Origin of the sequence: Streptomyces sp. BPTC-684 (assembly GCF_030028635.1) — a bacterium.
Lineage (GTDB): Bacteria > Actinomycetota > Actinomycetes > Streptomycetales > Streptomycetaceae > Streptomyces > Streptomyces noboritoensis.
In genome coordinates this window covers 1695869-1713774 of record NZ_CP124863.1, presented here as the reverse complement: position 1 = coordinate 1713774, position 17906 = coordinate 1695869, and the positions used below count along the sequence as shown (strand labels likewise).

General features: G+C 73.3%; 14 protein-coding genes and 4 pseudogenes. 12 read left to right on the top strand and 6 right to left on the bottom strand.

Features of this window, described 5'->3' with window-relative positions; genetic code table 11:
* Positions 1-180: 180 nt before the first annotated feature.
* Positions 181-1035, bottom strand: coding sequence for an alpha/beta hydrolase (locus QIY60_RS07545; RefSeq protein ID WP_283141699.1), 855 nt, complete (start codon positions 1033-1035; stop codon positions 181-183).
* Between the two features lie 100 nt (positions 1036-1135).
* Entirely contained in the window at positions 1136-3109 is a 1974-nt protein-coding gene (locus QIY60_RS07540; protein WP_283141698.1) for a DEAD/DEAH box helicase, read from the bottom strand.
* A gap of 480 nt (positions 3110-3589) precedes the next feature.
* Here QIY60_RS07540 and QIY60_RS07535 point away from each other — a divergent pair, with 480 nt between their 5' ends.
* Positions 3590-4360: a ferritin-like fold-containing protein gene (locus tag QIY60_RS07535; RefSeq protein WP_283141697.1), complete on the top strand. Its 771-nt coding sequence runs from the start codon at positions 3590-3592 to the stop codon at positions 4358-4360.
* 16 nt (positions 4361-4376) lie between these two features.
* Here QIY60_RS07535 and QIY60_RS07530 read toward each other — a convergent pair whose 3' ends face one another.
* The 4 genes from QIY60_RS07530 to QIY60_RS07515 form a co-directional block, all read right to left on the bottom strand.
* Positions 4377-4640 carry a hypothetical protein gene (locus QIY60_RS07530; protein WP_283141696.1) on the bottom strand — a complete coding sequence of 88 codons (264 nt, stop codon included), beginning with the start codon at positions 4638-4640 and terminating at the stop codon, positions 4377-4379.
* Positions 4641-4818: 178 nt separating this feature from the next.
* Entirely contained in the window at positions 4819-5046 is a 228-nt protein-coding gene (locus QIY60_RS07525; protein ID WP_101389947.1) for a DUF3107 domain-containing protein, read from the bottom strand.
* A 133-nt stretch (positions 5047-5179) separates the two neighbouring features.
* Positions 5180-5821, bottom strand: coding sequence for a TetR/AcrR family transcriptional regulator (locus tag QIY60_RS07520; protein WP_283141695.1), 642 nt, complete (start codon positions 5819-5821; stop codon positions 5180-5182).
* 146 nt (positions 5822-5967) lie between these two features.
* Positions 5968-6186, bottom strand: a complete 219-nt coding sequence (locus tag QIY60_RS07515) for a hypothetical protein (RefSeq protein WP_283141694.1) — start codon at positions 6184-6186, stop codon at positions 5968-5970.
* Positions 6187-6303: 117 nt separating this feature from the next.
* Here QIY60_RS07515 and QIY60_RS07510 point away from each other — a divergent pair, with 117 nt between their 5' ends.
* From QIY60_RS07510 to QIY60_RS07480, 11 genes and pseudogenes are all read left to right on the top strand, one after another.
* Positions 6304-7272, top strand: a complete 969-nt coding sequence (locus tag QIY60_RS07510) for an alpha/beta hydrolase (protein WP_283141693.1) — start codon at positions 6304-6306, stop codon at positions 7270-7272.
* Between the two features lie 8 nt (positions 7273-7280).
* Positions 7281-8762, top strand: a complete 1482-nt coding sequence (locus QIY60_RS07505; RefSeq protein WP_283141692.1) for a DUF3152 domain-containing protein — start codon at positions 7281-7283, stop codon at positions 8760-8762.
* 88 nt (positions 8763-8850) lie between these two features.
* The gene (locus QIY60_RS32755) at positions 8851-8946 is read left to right on the top strand and encodes an Ms4533A family Cys-rich leader peptide (RefSeq protein WP_317453741.1); all 96 of its coding nucleotides are present in this window, start codon (positions 8851-8853) and stop codon (positions 8944-8946) included.
* Between the two features lie 173 nt (positions 8947-9119).
* Entirely contained in the window at positions 9120-10841 is a 1722-nt protein-coding gene (locus tag QIY60_RS07500) for an ABC transporter substrate-binding protein (RefSeq protein WP_283141691.1), read from the top strand.
* A 2-nt stretch (positions 10842-10843) separates the two neighbouring features.
* Positions 10844-11842 carry an ABC transporter permease gene (locus tag QIY60_RS07495; protein ID WP_283141690.1) on the top strand — a complete coding sequence of 333 codons (999 nt, stop codon included), beginning with the start codon at positions 10844-10846 and terminating at the stop codon, positions 11840-11842.
* Positions 11839-12828, top strand: a complete 990-nt coding sequence (locus QIY60_RS07490) for an ABC transporter permease (protein WP_283141689.1) — start codon at positions 11839-11841, stop codon at positions 12826-12828. Before QIY60_RS07495 ends, QIY60_RS07490 begins: the two co-directional genes overlap by 4 nt.
* Positions 12825-13349, top strand: coding sequence for an ATP-binding cassette domain-containing protein (locus tag QIY60_RS32750; protein WP_349253904.1), 525 nt, complete (start codon positions 12825-12827; stop codon positions 13347-13349). The genes QIY60_RS07490 and QIY60_RS32750 overlap by 4 nt, the downstream gene beginning before the upstream one ends.
* Positions 13319-13933, top strand: a pseudogene (locus QIY60_RS32745) (ATP-binding cassette domain-containing protein); the annotation flags it as partial. The gene QIY60_RS32750 and the pseudogene QIY60_RS32745, both read left to right, overlap by 31 nt.
* Positions 13934-14033: 100 nt before the next feature.
* Positions 14034-14411: pseudogene (locus QIY60_RS32740) on the top strand (hypothetical protein); the annotation flags it as partial.
* Between the two features lie 207 nt (positions 14412-14618).
* A pseudogene (locus tag QIY60_RS32735) lies at positions 14619-14827 on the top strand (DUF3492 domain-containing protein); the annotation flags it as partial.
* 329 nt (positions 14828-15156) lie between these two features.
* A pseudogene (locus QIY60_RS07480) lies at positions 15157-17467 on the top strand (glycosyltransferase).
* The last annotated feature ends 439 nt before the right edge of the window (positions 17468-17906 follow it).

Genomic DNA, 17906 nt, shown 5'->3' with positions numbered 1-17906 from the left:
CGGAGCCGCAAAATGTCACAGCCCCGCGCCCCTGAAGGGCTGTGGCTGAGCTGTGTTCTCCGGCTGCGGCGGACCACCTAAGGGGCGCGGGGAACTGCGCGACCAGCCACACAGAGCCCGCAGACGGACACCGGGCCGATTAGGGGCGCGACCAGCCCACGACGGGCCGCAGTCGAACAATCAGCGGGGCCGCCAGAACTCCGTCAGGGCCGTGGCCAACTGCTCGGGGTGCGAGACGTTGGGGGAGTGGCCCGCGCCCGGGATGACCGTGTGGCGGGCGTCGGTGTCGCGGGCGAGCGCGGCCAGCTCCTCGACCGTCCACACCGACTCCCCGTCCCCGTACGCGACATGCAGCGGCAGGGGAAGCGCGGCGATGTTCTCCGTCCGGTCCGGCTCCGTCCTCAACTGCCGCCCGGCGGCGATGAGTTGACCCGGCCGGGTGTTGAACCACCGCTGCCGCAGGAACGCGGCGATGTCCGGGGCGTCCGCCTCGTACGCCGGATCGCGGCTGTCCAGCCAGCGCGTCACCGCCCACACCGCCGCCGGGGGCAGCACCGGCAGCGCGGCCCGCAGCAGCCGGATCTTGGCCCGCTGCTCGGGGCCGACATGGCCCGGCCCCGACGACAGCAGCGTCAGCGAGCGGAAGGAGCGCGGGGCGAGGCGGACGGCCGAGCGGGCCACCAGACCGCCGAAGGAGTGGCCGACGAGGTGCACGGGCCCGTCGCCGAGCGCCGCCGCCTGCGCGATCACGTCCTCGGCGAGGGTGCGGGGCGTGTACCCGGCCGCGCCGCGCGGCCCGGGGCTCTCGTGCTGGCCCCGCCCGTCGACCGCCACCGCCCGGTACCCGGCCCGGGCGAGCGGCTCCAGGAGCGCGAGGAAGTCCTCCTTGCTGCCGGTGAAGCCGGGCAGCAGCAGCGCGGTCCCGAGCGCGGGCCCGACGGGTTCGGCGTCGAGCACGGCGAAGCGGCCGCGCGGTGTCACAAGCGCGTACGCGCGCGTGCCCGAAGGCAGGGCCAGGGACCGGGGCTTGCTCATATGCCGAGCGTAACGGGGGTGCGTGGGGCTCGGAGCGGCGGCCCGGACGCACTTCGGCCCGGCACCCCCGTGGGGATGCCGGGCCGAAAGAGCGGTGTGCTTACGCCTCGGGCGCCGCGACCTTGCGGGTGCGCGTGCGGCGGGGCTTGGGCTCGGCCTCGGTCGCCTCGGGGGCGGCCTCCACCGTCTTCTTCGCGCGCGTACGACGCGGCTTGGGCTCGGCGGCGACCGACGCGTCGGGCTCGGCGGCGACCGCCTTCTTGCGCGTACGCACCGGCTTCGCGGTGGCCTCCGCCGCCTTCGCGGCGGCGATCTCCAGCGCGGCCGACTCCGGCGTCAGGAAGCCGACCTCGGCCGACTCCGCCACCTTGCGGACGCGGCGGCGCGGCTTCGCGGGAGCCTCGACGACGGCCTCGACGACCGGCGCCGCGACCTTGCGGGTGCGGCGGCGCGGGGCCGCCACCGGCTCGGCGACGGCGACCGCGACGGGCTCGGCCGGTGCCGGGACGACGGGCGCCTCGGCCACGGCCGCGACGGCCTTGCGGGCCCGGGTGCGGCGCGGCTTGGGCTCGGCCTCCACCACGGCCTCGGCGACCGGAGCGGTGACGGGCTCGGCGACGGCCACGGCCACCGGAGCGGCGACGGCCTCGGCCACCGGAGCCGCCTCCACCGGGACCACCCGGGTACGGCGGCGACGGCGCGGGGTGCGCGGCTCCGTGTCCGCGGCAGCCGCATCGGCCGGCTCCGTGGCCACGGGCGCCGGAGCGTCCGCCTCGACCGTCGAGCCGCCGCGGGTGCGGCGGCGCTGGCGCGGGGTGCGGGTGCGCTCGGGGCGCTCCTCGGTCACGACCGGCGCGGCGGCGGACTTGCGGCCGCGGCCGCCCGTCTCGCCCAGGTCCTCCAGCTCCTCGGCCGCCAGACCCGCACGGGTCCGCTCGGCGCGGGGCAGGATGCCCTTGGTGCCCGCCGGGATGCTGAGCTCCTCGAACAGGTGCGGCGACGTCGAGTACGTCTCGACCGGGTCGTGGAACTTCAGGTCCAGCGCCTTGTTGATGAGCTGCCAGCGCGGGATGTCGTCCCAGTCGACCAGCGTGACGGCGGTGCCCTTGTTGCCCGCGCGGCCGGTGCGGCCGACACGGTGCAGGAAGGTCTTCTCGTCCTCGGGCGACTGGTAGTTGATGACGTGCGTCACGCCCTCGACGTCGATGCCGCGGGCGGCGACGTCGGTGCAGACCAGCACGTCGACCTTGCCGTTGCGGAACGCGCGCAGCGCCTGCTCGCGGGCGCCCTGGCCGAGGTCGCCGTGGACCGCGCCGGAGGCGAAGCCGCGCTTGGCGAGCTGCTCGGCGATGTCGGCGGCCGTCCGCTTCGTACGGCAGAAGATCATCGCGAGTCCGCGGCCCTCGGCCTGCAGGATGCGCGCGACGAGCTCCGGCTTGTCCATCGAGTGGGCGCGGAAGACGTGCTGCGAGATGTTGGCGACGGTCGCGCCCTCGTCGTCCGGCGCGGTGGCGCGGATGTGCGTGGGCTGCGACATGTAGCGACGGGCGAGACCGATGACGGCGCCCGGCATGGTCGCCGAGAACAGCATGGTCTGGCGCTTCGCCGGAAGCATGTTGATGATCTTCTCGACGTCGGGCAGGAAGCCCAGGTCGAGCATCTCGTCGGCCTCGTCGAGGACGAGCGCGCGGACGTGGGAGAGGTCCAGCTTGCGCTGGCCCGCCAGGTCGAGCAGCCGGCCGGGGGTGCCGACGATGACGTCGACGCCCTTCTTGAGGGCCTCGACCTGCGGCTCGTACGCCCGGCCGCCGTAGATGGCGAGCACGCGGACGTTGCGGACCTTGCCGGCGGTGAGCAGGTCGTTGGTGACCTGGGTGCAGAGCTCGCGGGTGGGGACCACGACGAGCGCCTGCGGGGCGTCGGTGAGCTGCTCGGGCTTGGCCCGGCCCGCCTCGACGTCCGCGGGGACGGTGACGCGCTCAAGGAGCGGCAGACCGAAGCCGAGCGTCTTGCCGGTGCCGGTCTTGGCCTGGCCGATCACGTCGGAGCCGGAGAGCGCGACGGGGAGCGTCATCTCCTGGATGGGGAACGGGGACACGATGCCGACGGCTTCGAGGGCCTCGGCGGTCTCGGGAAGGATCCCGAGCTCTCGGAACGTAGTCAGGGTGCTGCCTCTTCTGTGAGACGCGGTACGGAGGCGAACGCGGCGGGTCGTACCGTGCCGGGTACATCCGGCCGGAGTCGGGAATCGAACCGGGCCGGGTGGCGCGGGACCACTGCCGTCGCTCAAGCGCTCGTGCCGCTGAGGGTCCCTCGTCTGCGGTTACGCACTGTCACGTGCCGCACTGGAGGGCTGTCGGGTCGGAGCCGACCGGGCGACCGACCGGGCATCCTCATTCATCAAGCCGCCCGCCGAATACATGATCCTCGGCAGGCTCATTACCACTGTACCCCGGATTCGCGCATGTGTGTTGGGCGAATTCCCGGGAACCGGTCACACGCTCTGGCTGACCAGGCCCTTCCTCCCCGCCGGGAGCGGGCTATTGTGCGCTCCATGGAGACGCCTGACAACGCCAACGCGGCCGGAACCGAAGCCGACGCGCACGCCGGAGAAAACACAGTGGAACCCACCGGGATCGCCGCCCAGGACTGGGCGACGGCCTCCGCCGAGCCGCAGTACCGGGCCGCCGTAGTGGATCTGCTCGGCGCGCTCGCGTACGGCGAGCTGGCGGCCTTCGAGCGCCTCGCCGACGACGCCAAGCTGGCGCCCTCGCTCGCCGACAAGGCGGAGCTGGCGAAGATGGCCTCGGCCGAGTTCCACCACTTCGAGCGGCTGCGCGACCGCCTCGCGGAGATCGACGCGGAGCCGACCGCCGCCATGGAGCCGTTCGCCAAGGCGCTGGACGACTTCCACCACCAGACCGCGCCGTCGGACTGGCTGGAGGGCCTGGTCAAGGCGTACGTGGGCGACTCGATCGCCAGTGACTTCTACCGCGAGGTGGCGGCCCGGCTCGACTCGGACACGCGCGGTCTGGTGCTCGCGGTCCTCGACGACACCGGCCACGGCAACTTCGCCGTCGAGAAGGTGCGCGCCGCGATCGAGGCCGACCCGCGGGTGGGCGGCCGTCTCGCGCTGTGGGCGCGCCGGCTGATGGGCGAGGCCCTGTCGCAGGCCCAGCGCGTGGTCGCGGAGCGTGACGCGCTGTCGACGATGCTGGTCGGCGGGATGGCGGACGGCTTCGACCTGGCCGCGGTCGGCGAGATGTTCACCCGGATCACCAAGGCCCACACCAAGCGGATGGCCGCGCTGGGCCTCGCGGCCTAGTCGAAGGGGGTGCCGCCTACGCCGCTGAGCGGCGCAGGCGGCCCGCCGGGCGCAGCAGCAGCGACAGCGCGACCACCGCGATGCACGTGGCGCCCACGACCGTCGTCACCGCATGGCCGGGGCCGACCGCCGAGTGGGTCAGGAAGGCGCCGAACAGGGCGCCGAGCGTGCCCACCGCGAAGACGGTCCGGCGCTCGGGCAGACGGTGCGGCAGGCGGGTCGCGGCGGTCCAGGCGAGGGCGATTCCGAGCAGTACGGAGCCGAGCGCTTCCAGGAGCATCTGCGTCCCTCCCGCGGTGTGGCCAGGCGTATCAGGTCAACAGCCGTCCTACCCGACGCTTGCGGAGCGCAATCCTCCCCTCACCGTGTGGAGCACAGCGAGGGCACGGCCCGGACACAGCGGAGCGGCCCGGCGGTCGATGACCGCCGGGCCGCTCCCTTGCCGCGTGCTCTCGGGGCTACAGCTGGCCGAAGCCCACCCGGCGAACCGTCGGCTCGCCGATCTCCACGTACGCGATCTTGTCGGCCGGCACCAGGACCTTGCGGCCCTTGTCGTCCTGGAGGCTGAGCAGCTGCGCCTTGCCGGCGAGGGCGTCGGCGACGGCGCTCTCGACCTCCTCGGCGGACTGCCCGCTCTCCAGAACGATCTCCCGGGGCGCGTGCTGCACGCCGATCTTGACCTCCACGGCTATGTCCCTCCGACGGTCTGCGGTGCGCGGTCAGCCGCGCCGTACCCCGCACACATTAGCCCGGAGAGGGGACCCGGTCGGGCGCGGCGCCGCACGCTACGAGCGAACACCCGCACCCCGCAAGCGCTGTTCAGTGCACCTCGGAGCCGTGCAGCGGGAAGCCCGCGATACCGCGCCAGGCCAGTGAGGTGAGCAGCTGCACCGCCTTCTCGCGGGGGATCGCCGACTCGCTGGAGAGCCAGTAGCGGGCGACCACCTGGGAGACCCCGCCGAGGCCGACGGCCAGCAGCATCGACTCGTCCTTGGACAGGCCGGTGTCCTCGGCGATCACGTCCGAGATGGCCTCGGCGCACTGGAGGCTGACCCGCTCGACGCGCTCGCGCACGGCGGGCTCGTTGGTCAGGTCGGACTCGAAGACGAGGCGGAACGCGCCGCCCTCGTCCTCCACGTACGCGAAGTAGGCGTCCATGGTGGCGGCGACGCGCAGCTTGTTGTCGCTGGTGGAGGCGAGCGCCGTGCGCACCGCCAGGAGCAGTGCCTCGCAGTGCTGGTCGAGCAGGGCCAGGTACAGCTCCAGCTTTCCGGGGAAGTGCTGGTAGAGGACCGGCTTGGAGACGCCGGCCCGCTCCGCGATGTCGTCCATCGCGGCCGAGTGGTACCCCTGTGCGACGAAGACTTCCTGGGCCGCGCCCAGAAGCTGATTGCGGCGGGCCCGGCGGGGCAGGCGCGTGCCTCGCGGGCGCGCTGCCTCGGTCTGCTCGATGGCTGTCACGCCGCCTCCCAAAAATTGATCTCGTGCGCGATGTACGCGCGCCGCCATCGTACTTTTGGGTAACCCGGCTGTGCGCGGCGCGCACGCAGAATTTCACGGACCGGACGCGCTGGGTAGCTGGAGATACACCGGCTTATCCGAACAAATCAGCGGTAGTCGTCCTCGTCGAGGGAGACGACCCGGGTCTGTTCGACGGCGTCGGCCTCGTCGGCGGCGTCCGGGTGGACGTGGCTGAGCGGTTCGTCGCGCTCCTGCCGTACGTCCGTGTGCTGTTCGGCGGCGTCCGCCTCGGGAGTCTCCTGGGCGAGCTCCACGGCGTCGTCGTCTTCCTGGAACACTTCGGGGTCACTGGGGTCGAGGGGCATGATTGCTCCCTTTTGGAGGGCTTGGTTACGAGCCTATGGGCTAGCTCTGCGCACCGCTATGCGATCTGTGACGGCGAACACATGAACCACGGTGTGATCGTCTCGTAACATTGCCGCATGTCTTCGACCGAGCCGCCGGAAACCCTTGCCGCCGCCGTCGCCCCGGCTCCCCGGGTGGGCGCGGTCCGGGTGGCGGACGGCGAAGAGCTGCGCTCGGTGAGTCTGCCCGGGCTGACGCTGAACATCCGCACCCGTCCGAGTACGAGATCCGGTCTCGACCCGGCGCTGTTCGTGCACGGGCTCGGCGGCTCGTCGCAGAACTGGTCGGCCCTGATGCCGCTGCTCGACGACACGCTGGACTGCGAGGCCGTGGACCTGCCCGGCTTCGGGGACTCCGCGCCGCCGGACGACGGCGACTACTCGGTCACCGGCCACGCGCGCGCGGTGATCCGGCTGCTCGACTCGGCGGAGCGCGGGCCCGTCCACCTCTTCGGGAACTCGCTGGGCGGCGCCGTCGCCACCCGGGTCGCCGCGGTTCGCCCGGACCTCGTCCGCACCCTCACCCTGGTCTCGCCCGCGCTCCCCGAGCTCCGCGCCCAGCGCACCGCCTGGCCGACCGCCCTGCTCGCGGTGCCCGGCGTGGCCTCGCTGTTCACGCGGATGACCAAGGACTGGACGGCCGAGGACCGCACCCGCGGGGTGATGGCCCTCTGTTACGGCGACCCGGGCAAGGTGAGCCCCGAGGCGTTCCGGGCCGCGGTCGAGGAGATGGAGCGCCGGCTGCGGCTGCCGTACTTCTGGGACGCGATGGCCCGCTCGGCGCGGGGCGTCGTCGACGCGTACACCCTGGGCGGGCAGCACGGGCTGTGGCGGCAGGCCGAGCGGGTGCTCGCCCCGACGCTGCTGGTCTACGGCGGCCGGGACCAGCTGGTCGGCTTCCGGATGGCGCGCAGAGCGGCCGCGGCCTTCCGCGGGTCGAGACTGCTGACCCTGCCCGACGCCGGGCACGTGGCGATGATGGAGTACCCGGAGGTGGTCGCGCAGGCCTTCCGGGACCTGGTCGACGACTGCGGAAACAGGAGCTGATCCGGGGCGTGGGACGACACAGCCGACCCAAGGGCGCCTCGGGCACTCCCGAGTCCACCCGCACCGCCGACACCACCGGGCCCGTGCCCGTCGTGGAGGGCGTGCATACGGCGGGCGGACGCCGCCGCGCCGACGGCCCGCCGACCGGCCAGGTGCCGCGGATCCGCCCGGTCCCGGGCGACCCCGCCCCGCAGCACTACGGCGGCACCCCCGCGCACGGCGTGCCCCAGGTGCGCGGCGGCCACCCCGAGCACCACGAGGGCGGGGGCGGCTGGGGCGAGCCCGCCGCGCCGCACCCCGGCGACCGGCAGGCCGTGTCCGGGCCCGGTGTCCGAATACCGGGACCCAGGCGCGAGTACGTGGACGCCTTCGACGGCGCCGACTGGACGGACACCGGCACGCACCGCGTGGCCGAGCCGGGCGACACGGGCTCGTACCGCAGGCCGGAGCCCACGGACACGGGCACGTACCGCAGGGTCGCCCCCGTCGACACCGGTTCCCACCGCAGGGTGGACCCGATGGACACGGGCTCCCACCGCAGGGTGGACCAGACCGATACCGGCTCCCACCGCCGGGTCGCCCCCGTGCCCCCCGCGCCGCGGCCGGTCCCCGTGCCCGAGCGGGTCGAGTCGGCCCCCGAGACCGAGACGGCCAAGACGGCCAAGGCGGGGAAGTCCGGCAAGGGCTCCAAGGGCCGTACCCTCACCGGGATCGCGGCGGCGGCCGTCACCACCGTGCTCGCGGTCGTGGTGGCCGGTCAGGTCACCGCCGACGGCGGCCACAGGACCGGCGCCCAGTCGGCCGACGACAACGGCCGCGGCGGGGACGGGCCCGCCTCCCGCTCCAAGGACCGGGCGACGCCCGAGCAGGCGGCCCCGGCCAAGCCCGCCTCGTACGAGCAGAAGATGGCCCTCCAGTACCCGATCGACCCGAAGCTGAAAGGTTCCGGCGAGTTCGAGGCGGTGCCCGGGTTCGCGGCGGCACCGGGCAAGGGGCGCAAGTACCGCTACCGGGTGGACGTCGAGAAGGGCCTCGGCCTGGACGGCGGGCTCTTCGCCGAGGCCGTGCAGAAGACCCTCAACGACGACCGCAGCTGGGCGCACGCCGGGGCGATGACCTTCGAGCGGATCTCCTCCGGCAAGCCCGACTTCGTGATCACCCTGGCCAGCCCGGGCACCACGGCGACCTGGTGCGGCAAGTCGGGGCTCGACACCACCGTCGACAACGTCTCCTGCGACTCGGCCGCCACCGACCGCGTGATGATCAACGCGTTCCGCTGGGCGCAGGGCTCCACGACCTTCGGCGCCCAGGCGATGTACGCGTACCGGCAGATGCTCATCAACCACGAGGTGGGACACCGGCTCGGCCACAGCCATGTGAGCTGTCGCACTCCCGGGGCGCTCGCTCCGGTGATGCAGCAGCAGACCAAGTCCTTGGACATAGACGGGATCAAGTGCCGTCCCAACCCCTGGGTCTACCCGACCGGTTGAGACCGGCCGGGCCCTGCTGTCCACAGTGTGGGACAACCGTCCCAATCTCGGTTGACAGTGGACAGCGGGGCTTTGCATAGTTCTCGGCATGCCGCACCGCCCCGTCACCCCCGCACGCGCCGCCATCGAGCTGGCGCTGATCGGCGTGACCGGGCTCTGCGTAGCCGACATTCACTGTTGCTGACGCCCACTCGCGCGCAGTTTTCTTTCTCTTGCGCCCGGGTACTTCCGTCTTTGCTCATCCGCGCGGGCGCAGCACTCCCTCTTGTTCGAAGACCATGACGTCGTCATGGGCCGAGACGCAGGCCCGCGTCCCCTTTGCCCTGTACGTGCAGTCACCGAGAGGTCTTCATTCCGATGCGTCAGATGTCCGGAAACGTCGCAAGAGCGGCAGCGATAGCCGTGGTTCTCGCCGTGGGCGCCGTCGCCTGCGGCCCCGATGACAGCGGCGCCAAGAACGCCGGCGGCAGCTCGGACGGCAAGCCCCAGAAGGGCGGCACGCTCTCCGTCCTCAACAACGAGCCGCAGACCGACTTCGACCCGGCGCGGCTCTACACCTCCGGCGGCGGAAACGTTCCGTCCCTGGTCTTCCGCACGCTCACCACGCGCAACCGCGAGGCCGGCGCCGAGGGCACCAAGGTCGTCCCGGACCTCGCCACCGACACCGGCAAGCCCAACGCCGACGCCACGGTGTGGACGTACACCCTCAAGGACGGCCTCAAGTACGAGGACGGCTCGCCGATCACGACGGCCGACATCAAGTACGGCATCGAGCGGTCCTTCGCGGCCGAGCTCTCCGGCGGCGCGCCCTACCTGCGCGACTGGCTGGTCGGCGGCGACAAGTACGAGGGCCCCTACAAGGACGGCGGCAAGGGCCTCGCCTCGATCGAGACGCCCGACGCCAAGACCATCGTCTTCCACCTGAACAAGCCCGAGGGCGAGTTCCCGTACCTGGCGACCCAGACCCAGTTCGCGCCGGTCCCCAAGGCCAAGGACACCGGCACCAAGTACGAGTCGCACCCGGTCTCGTCCGGCCCGTACAAGGTCGTCAAGAACGAGAACGACGGCGAGCACCTGGTCCTGGAGCGCAACCCCAACTGGTCCGAGGCGACCGACGCCGAGCGCAAGGCGTACCCGGACAGCATCGACGTGCGCTCCGGCCTCGACGGCTCCGTCATCAACCAGCGCCTGTCCGCCTCGCAGGGCCCGGACTCGGCCGCCGTCACCACCGACACCAACCTCGGCCCGGCCGAGCTGGCCAAGGTCGGCGGCGACAAGGCGCTCGCCGCGCGCGTGGGCACCGGCCACTTCGGCTACACCAACTACATCGCCTTCAACCCGAAGGTGAAGCCGTTCGACGACCCGAAGGTGCGCCAGGCCATCGCGTACGCGGTGGACCGCAGCTCGGCCGTCAACGCGGTCGGCGGCTCCTCGCTCGCCGAGCCCGCCACCACCTTCCTGCCCAACCAGAAGGCGTTCGGCTACACCGAGTTCGACCACTTCCCGGCCGGCGCCTCCGGCAACGCCGCCAAGGCCAAGGAGCTCCTGAAGGAGGCGGGCCACGCGGACGGCCTCACCGTCACGCTCACCCACTCCAACACCAAGGGCGGCCCCAAGGGCCCCGAGGTCGCCACCGCGCTCCAGGACGCCCTGAAGAAGGCCGGGATCACGGTCAAGCTCCAGGGCCTGGAGGCCAACGACTACAACGAGACCATCCAGAGCGTCAGCAAGGAGCCCGGCTTCTTCCTGCGCGGCTGGGGTGCCGACTGGCCGTCCGGCGGCCCGTTCCTCGCGCCGATCTTCGACGGCCGCCAGATCGTCAAGGACGGCGCCAACTTCAACACCGGCCTCCTGGACGACCCCTCGGTCAACAAGGAGGTCGACGAGATCAACAAGCTGACCGACCTGGCCGCGGCCGCGCCGCGCTGGGGTGCCCTCGACAAGAAGATCGGCGAGCAGGCCGTCGTGGTCCCGCTCTTCCACCCGGTCTACAAGCGGCTGGTCGGCAAGGACATCAAGAACGTCGTCATCAGCGACTGGACCGGTGTGCTGGACATCTCCCAGGTCGCGGTCAAGTAGCCATGGGCGAGGCCTTGTTGGCCCCGGAGGCGGGAGCGGCCCAGGTGGCCGCTCCCGCTTCGGGGGCCCGTCAGTTCTGGCGGCGGCTGCGCGCCCAGCGCGCGGTGACCGTCGCCGCCGTCGTGTTCGCGCTGCTGGTGCTCGTCGCGCTCACCGCGCCGCTGCTCACCGCCCTGGAGGGGCAGGACCCCAACGCCTTCCACCCCGCTCTGGTGGACTCGGCGGCCGGCGGCGTGCCCAAGGGCTCCTTCGGCGGGATCAGCGGCGACCACTGGCTCGGCGTGGAGCCCCAGACCGGCCGCGACCTGTTCGCCCGGCTCGTCTACGGCGCCCGGGTCTCCCTCGGCGTCGCCTTCATCGCCACGCTGGTGCAGGTGTTCATCGGGGTCGGCCTCGGGCTGCTCGCCGCGCTCGGCGGGCGGTGGGCCGACCAGGTCGTCAGCCGTATCACCGATGTGATGGTGGCGCTGCCGCTGCTGGTCATCGGGCTCGGCCTGATCGCGGTCGTGCCGCAGTCCGTGCCGCGGCCGGTGCTGGTCACCGTCGTCATCTCGCTGGTGCAGTGGTCCGGCATCTCCAAGATCGTGCGCTCGTCGGCGCTCAGCCTGAAGTCGCTCGACTACGTCGCCGCGGCCCGGCTCAGCGGCTGGGGCAAGCTCGCCGTCGCCCGGCGTGAGCTGCTGCCCGCGCTCGGCGCGCCCGTCATCACCTACGGCGTGCTGCTCGTACCCGCGAACGTCTCTGTCGAGGCGGCCCTGTCGTTCCTCGGCGTCGGTATCAAGCCGCCGACCCCGTCGTGGGGGCAGATGCTCACCGATGCCAACACCTGGTACCAGTCGGCGCCGACCTATCTGCTGCTGCCCGCGGGCTTCCTGTTCGTCACCGTGCTCTCCCTCACCGTCGTCGGCGAGGGCGTGCGGACCGCGCTCGACCCCCGGGCCGCCTCCCGGCTCAAGGTCGGCGTCAAGTCCCGTAAGACTCTGAAGGAGGCCTCGAAGTGACGGGCTTCCTGCTGCGGCGGCTCGGCGGCGCGGTCTTCGTGCTGCTCGCCCTCTCCGTCGTCGTCTACCTCGTCTTCTACGCCGCTCCCGGCAACGTCGCCCAGATCGTCTGCGGCGAGCGCTGCTCCCCGGCGCAGGTCGCCCAGGTGCACGACCGCCTCCAGCTCGGCGACCCCATCTACGTGCAGTACTGGCACTTCCTCCAGGGACTCTTCGCCGGCCGCGACTTCTCCTCCGGCGTCGGCGTCGTCCACTGCGACGCGCCGTGCCTGGGCCTGTCCTACCGCCAGGACTCGCCGGTCACCGACATCCTCCTGAACAAGCTGCCGGTCACCGGCTCGCTGGTGCTCGGCGCGTTCGTGCTGTGGATCCTGCTCGGCGTCGGCACCGGCCTGCTCTCCGCGTGGAAGCGCGGCGGGGTGGTCGAGCGGACGCTCACCGGGATCACCCTGATCGGCGTCTCCACCCCGGTCTTCGTGATCGGCCTGGTCCTGATCATCGTCTTCTGCTCGACGCTCGGCTGGCTGCCGTTCCCGCAGTACACCCCGTTCTCGGACAACCCCGAGCAGTGGTTCTGGGGACTGCTGCTGCCGTGGATCTCGCTGGCGCTGATCGAGAGCGCCAAGTACGCGCGCCTGGTGCGCAGCTCGATGCTGGAGACCCTCGCCGAGGACCACGTACGCACCTTCCGGGCGTACGGGCTCACCGAGCGGGCCATCGTCGGCAAGCACGCCCTGCGCGGCGCGCTCGCCCCGGTGATCGCGCTCGGCGCGCTGGACGCGGGCTCGGCGGTCGGCGGCGCGGTGCTCACCGAGTCGCTCTTCGGCCTCCAGGGCATCGGCAAGCTCCTGGTGGACTCGGTCCGCCAGGTCGACCTGCCCATCGTGGTCGGCGTCGTCATGACGACCGGATTCTTCGTCGTACTGGCCAATGCCGTCGCGGACGCGCTGTACGCGGTGGCGGACCGACGGGTGGTGCTCCAGTGACCGAGGCTACGACTGAGGCCCTGGTGGAGGTCGCCGACCTCGGCATCTCCTTCGGCGAGACCCGGGCCGTGGACGGGCTCTCCTTCAGCCTGGCGCCCGGCGCCGCGCTCGGCGTCGTCGGCGAGTCCGGCTCCGGCAAGAGCGCGTCCGCGTACGCCCTGCTCGGCCTGCACCGGGGCACCGGCGCCGTGGTCGACGGGACCGTCCGGGTCGCGGGCACCGATGTGCAGCGGGCGTCCGACGCCGAACTGCGGCGGCTGCGCGGGGAGTGGCGGCGATGGTCTTCCAGGACCTGCTCTCCTCCCTCGACCTGTACTGCGCCATCGGCGACCAGATCGCCGAGGTCTACCGGGTGCACCGGGGCGGCTCCAGGCGGCACGCGCGCGTGCCGTCGAGGTGCTCGACCGCGTCGGCATCCCGGACGCGGCCTGCAAGGGGCGCTCGCGCCCGCACGAGTTCTCCGGCGGCATGCGCCAGCGCGCTCATCGCGATGGCGCTGGCCTGCGAGCCGAAGCTGCTGATCGCGGACGAGCCGACCACCGCCCTCGACGTCACCGTCCAGGCCCAGATCCTCGACCTGCTGCACGGGCTGCGCCAGGAGACCGGGATGGGGCTGCTGCTCGTCACCCACGACGTGGGCGTCGCGGCGGAGAGCGTCGACGACGTCCTGGTCATGCGGCAGGGACGCGCGGTGGAGCGCGGGCCGGCACGGGACGTGCTCGGCGCGCCGAAGGCCGCGTACACCAAGGAGCTGCTGTCGGCGGTGCCGCGCCTCGACACCGCGAAGACGGCGGCCGCCACCGCCGGAGAGCCGCTGCTCGAAGCCCTGCGCAAGGTCTTCGGGCGCGGCAAGTCGGCGTTCACCGCCGCCGACGGCGTCTCGCTCACCGTGCGGCGCGGCGAGACGCTCGGCGTGGTCGGGGAGAGCGGCAGCGGCAAGACGACGCTGGGCCGGATGCTGGTGGGCCTGCTCGACACCACGTCCGGCACGATCCGCCGCGACGGCACGGCCGTCCAGATGGTCTTCCAGGACCCGGTCGCCTCCCTCAACCGAGGCGCTCGATCGGCGAGTCGGTCGCGGACCCGCTGCGCGCCTCGGGCGTACAGGACGACAAGCCGCGCGCGCGTGGGCGAACTCCTGGAGCGGGTCGGCCTCGACCCGCTACGACCGCTACCCGCACGAGTTCAGCGGCGGCCAGCGCCAGCGCGTCGGCATCGCACGCGCGCTCGCCGCCGAACCGCAGCTGATCGTCTGCGACGAGCCGGTGTCCGCGCTCGACGTGACCACCCAGGCCCACGTCACCGAACTCCTCGCGGAGCTGCAGCGCGAACTCGGGCTCGGCTCGTCTTCATCGCGCACGACCTCGCCGTCGTACGGCAGGTCAGCGACCGGGTCGCGGTGGTGCGGCGGGGCGGATCGTGGAGGAGGGCGCGGTGGACGAGGTGTACGGCTCGCCCAAGGACCCGTACACCCGGCAACTGCTGGCGGCCGTTCCGACCGTCGACCCGGTGCTCGCGGCAGTGCGCCGCGCCGCCCGCAAGGGGCTGCGCGAGCAGCTCCGCGAGCAGGCGCGCGGCGCTGACCGCGATGAGTGGCCGCAGCCTGACGCTCTGTCCTCCCCGCCCCGTAGCGCGACAAAACGCGACCGGGGTGGGAAAGTCGTGCATTCACCTTTCGGTGGCGCGATGGACAACCGTCCATCGCGCCACCGTCTATCCGCTTACGTTCTTCCCGCTGCGAGTCGCCGGTGCAACGGCGGCCGCCCACCAGGGAGATCGGGGGTGCGTACATGCGGATCGGACTGCTCACCGACGGCGGCTATCCGTACACGACCGGCGAGTCCAGGTTGTGGTGCGACCGGCTCGGCGCGGGCTCGCGCGGCACGAGTTCGACATATACGCGCTGAGCCGCACGGCGGCCCAGGAGGAGCGCGGCTGGGTGGCCCTGCCGCCCCAGGTCCGCCGGGTGCGCACGGCCCCGCTCTGGTCCCCGCAGGAGTGGGCGCACTCCCGCACGACCGCCCACCCGCCGTCTGTTGGCCACGCGCTTTCGCCATAAACTGGCCGGAGCGATCTGCATGGCCGGACCGGGCGGGGCGGCGGACGGCGGCAGCGCGTCTTCGGGACCGGACGCGGTGCCCGGCCGGGGAGGGCTGTCGAGGGTGCCCGGGCAGCGCCTCGGCGGAGCGGCTGCGCGCCGGACCCGAACGCCCTGACCATCACCGACTTGACCGTCTCCTTCGACGCGCTCGCCATGGAGGGGCTGGTGGTGGTCGGTACGGCGGCCGGGGGGCGGGCTTCGGTTGCCGCTGCCGCTGCCCCGGGCGGCTGTTCGCGGTTCGCCGAGGCGTTGGGCTGGCCGACCTCGCCCGCGAGTGCGGCGGGCTTTCCGGCGCGCTGCGCTCCGAGACGGCCGTGCGCGTACTGGAGGCCGCCTGCCGCACCCCCGCGCGAGCCGCGCGGTGCAGGCCGCGCGCGTCCCCGACTACCTGGCCTTCGCCGACCTCCTGGAACGCGCCCTGCGCCTCGCTCGCTCACTGGTACGACGCGGCGGGCCTCGGCGACGTCGACCTCTGCCATGCGGCCGGAGGCGGCTCGGCCGCCCTCCCGGGCCTGCTGGCCAAACGCTTCTTCAGGGTTCCGCTGCTGGTCACCGAGTACGGGGTGCAGCTGCGCGCGCAGTACCTGGCGGCGAGCGACGCGCGCGTGCCGGTACGGGCGCTGATGGCCGCGTTCCACCGGCGGCTCGCCGCCGAGGTGTACAGCGGGCCGCTCATCACCCCCGGCAACACCCACACCCGCCGCTGGCAGAAGTGCGGCGCCGACCGCGCCAAGCTGCGCACGGTGGTACCCGGGCATGGCCGCCGACCGCTTCCAGACGGTCGGCGAGGACACGAACGGGGGCGACCCCACCACGCTGGTCTGGGTCGGCCGCATCGACCCGACCAAGGACCTCATCGCCCTGCTCCCGCCGCGCGGAGCGGACGCCCGCCTGCGCATCTTCTACGCGGGCCAGGCGTCCGGGTCCGCGCCGCGCAGTCGTACGGGGTGGGGCCGGGCTTGTACGGGGACGCGCCGGGTGGGGGCGCGGTGGAGGTGGGGCCGGGGTCGTCGACGGTGGTGGTGGCCGAGGGATCGGCTCGGTCGGGTGCGAAGGCACGGGCCACGGGGTCGGTGCGGCCGCTGGCAGGTCGGGCGGTTCGGCGTACGCGAGCGGTTCGAGTACGGGCCTGGGTGGGCCTTGGGTTGGTTCGGGGTACGGCGCCGGATCGGCTTACGGCGCTGGATCGGCTTACGGGGCCGACGGCCCGGGATACGGCGTCAGCCCGGGATACGCGGCGGCCCCGGCTACGGCCCCGCGCACGGCTCCCACGGCCTCCCCCCTGTCGCCCGAGTCCGCCGCCTACCTCGCCCACTGCCGCGCCCTCGCGGCCCAGCTCTTCCCCGACGAGGCCGTGGACGCGCACGCGGTCGGCGACAACCCGGTCTCCTTCGAGGAGATCGGCGGGCCAGGCGCCGGAGCTGGCCGACGCGTACGCCAGCGGCAGCGTCGTCGTGCTCTCCAGCGTCGTCGAGGGCTTCCCGGTCAGCCTGGTGGAGGCGATGTTCTGCGGCCGGGCCACGGTCTCGACGGACGCGGGCGCGGTGGTCGAGGTCATCGGCGGCACGGGCCTCGTGGTGCCGCCGCGCAACCCGCGCGCTGGCCGACGCGTGCGTGGCGCTGCTGTGCGACCCCGAACGCCGCGAACGGCTCGGCGCCGCCGCCCGCGCCCGCGCGCTCGAACTCTTCACCGTCGAGCAGAACCTCGCGGCATTTCGCGGCATTTACCTGGAGCTGATGTCCCACTGCCCGGTGCACCGGGATGCCGTGGACGAGAGCGGCGACCCGGTGCCCTTCGCCCACCCGGCCGAGGCCCACGTCCCGGGCAACTGGGCCGCCATGGCCCCCGTCCAAGGCCGCCGGGCACGCCCCGAGCTGGGCGGACGGGGTGCGCGCGGCGGCGGTACGAGGAGCACGGGCCCGGGCGCGACCGCCCGGGGCGGCCCCGGGCCGGGGCGTCGGCACCCGCCTCCGGCCCGGAGGCGGGTGCGTACCGCGGCGGGACGAGGAGTACGGGCCCGGCCCGCTCGACTGCCGGGGCACGGCCCCGGACCAGGTGGGGTCCCGGCGGCCGACCCCGGCGCTCCCGCCGGATCCGGCCACCGCACAACTGGGCACTCCGGCCCCTCCCGTACCGCGTACGGACACTCGGCCTCTCCCCCTCGGACCCGATCGGCCCGCCCGGCACCGGCCGCTCCGGCTCCGCCCACGCCGAGGAGGCGACCCGATGACCCGCCCCCGACGACCCGGCCGACGGACGGCCCCGCCGACAACGACATCCCGCGCGCTCCCGAGAGCTCGGGCGCCTGGGACATCCGCTCGGAGGCCCTGCTGGCCGACCCGGCCCCCAAGCGCCCCACGGGCGTACGAGGCCAGCGCCTTCCGATCCCGAGGGTCAACTCGTCTTCGGTGGAGGGGAGTTCGAGGGGGCGCGTCGAGCGCCACGCGTACGGAGTCCAGCACCGCGAACTCCGCCCGCCCCGCGGCCGGTTCGCCCTGGGAGTCCCCGGCACCCGAGGAAGACCCGCAGCCCCGTGATTCCGCCGCGGCCGAGGAGCCCGTCGCGGTCGAGGAGCCCACCGAGGCCGAAGAGCCCCGCACCCCGGCGGTCCGCGCCCCGGACCAGCCCCGCGCGGCAGCCCCCGCCCCCGTCGTGGCCCCGCCGACCCAGTCAAGGCGCTCATGCACCGGCACCGGGACCTGTGCGAGCGGGCCGTCGACCCGCTGGAGATCGCCGCCGGCCTTGAGGCGCACGGGGTGACCGACCTGACCGCCGCCCGCTTCCGGCACCGGGACGTGTTCTCGCTCGCCGAGGAGCTCTACGCGCGCGTGCCGCGCGGCACCGAACCGCCCCGCCGCGACCTGGAGCGCAACCCCAGCCCGCCGGGCGGCCGTTCCTGGTGCTGCGCGCGCTGCCCGGCGCGCTGTGCGCCCTCACCGCGACGGAGCCGGATCACCGTCGGCGGGGCACGGCTCG

Coding starts and splice junctions, on each gene's coding strand:
- QIY60_RS07510 (WP_283141693.1), top strand. CDS start 6,304: ATGTCTTCGACCGAGCCGCCGGAAACCCTTGCCGCCGCCGTCGCCCCG.
- QIY60_RS07545 (WP_283141699.1), bottom strand. CDS start 1,035: ATGAGCAAGCCCCGGTCCCTGGCCCTGCCTTCGGGCACGCGCGCGTAC.
- QIY60_RS07495 (WP_283141690.1), top strand. CDS start 10,844: ATGGGCGAGGCCTTGTTGGCCCCGGAGGCGGGAGCGGCCCAGGTGGCC.
- QIY60_RS07500 (WP_283141691.1), top strand. CDS start 9,120: ATGCGTCAGATGTCCGGAAACGTCGCAAGAGCGGCAGCGATAGCCGTG.
- QIY60_RS32755 (WP_317453741.1), top strand. CDS start 8,851: ATGCCGCACCGCCCCGTCACCCCCGCACGCGCCGCCATCGAGCTGGCG.
- QIY60_RS07540 (WP_283141698.1), bottom strand. CDS start 3,109: ATGACGCTCCCCGTCGCGCTCTCCGGCTCCGACGTGATCGGCCAGGCC.
- QIY60_RS07515 (WP_283141694.1), bottom strand. CDS start 6,186: ATGCCCCTCGACCCCAGTGACCCCGAAGTGTTCCAGGAAGACGACGAC.
- QIY60_RS07530 (WP_283141696.1), bottom strand. CDS start 4,640: ATGCTCCTGGAAGCGCTCGGCTCCGTACTGCTCGGAATCGCCCTCGCC.
- QIY60_RS07535 (WP_283141697.1), top strand. CDS start 3,590: ATGGAGACGCCTGACAACGCCAACGCGGCCGGAACCGAAGCCGACGCG.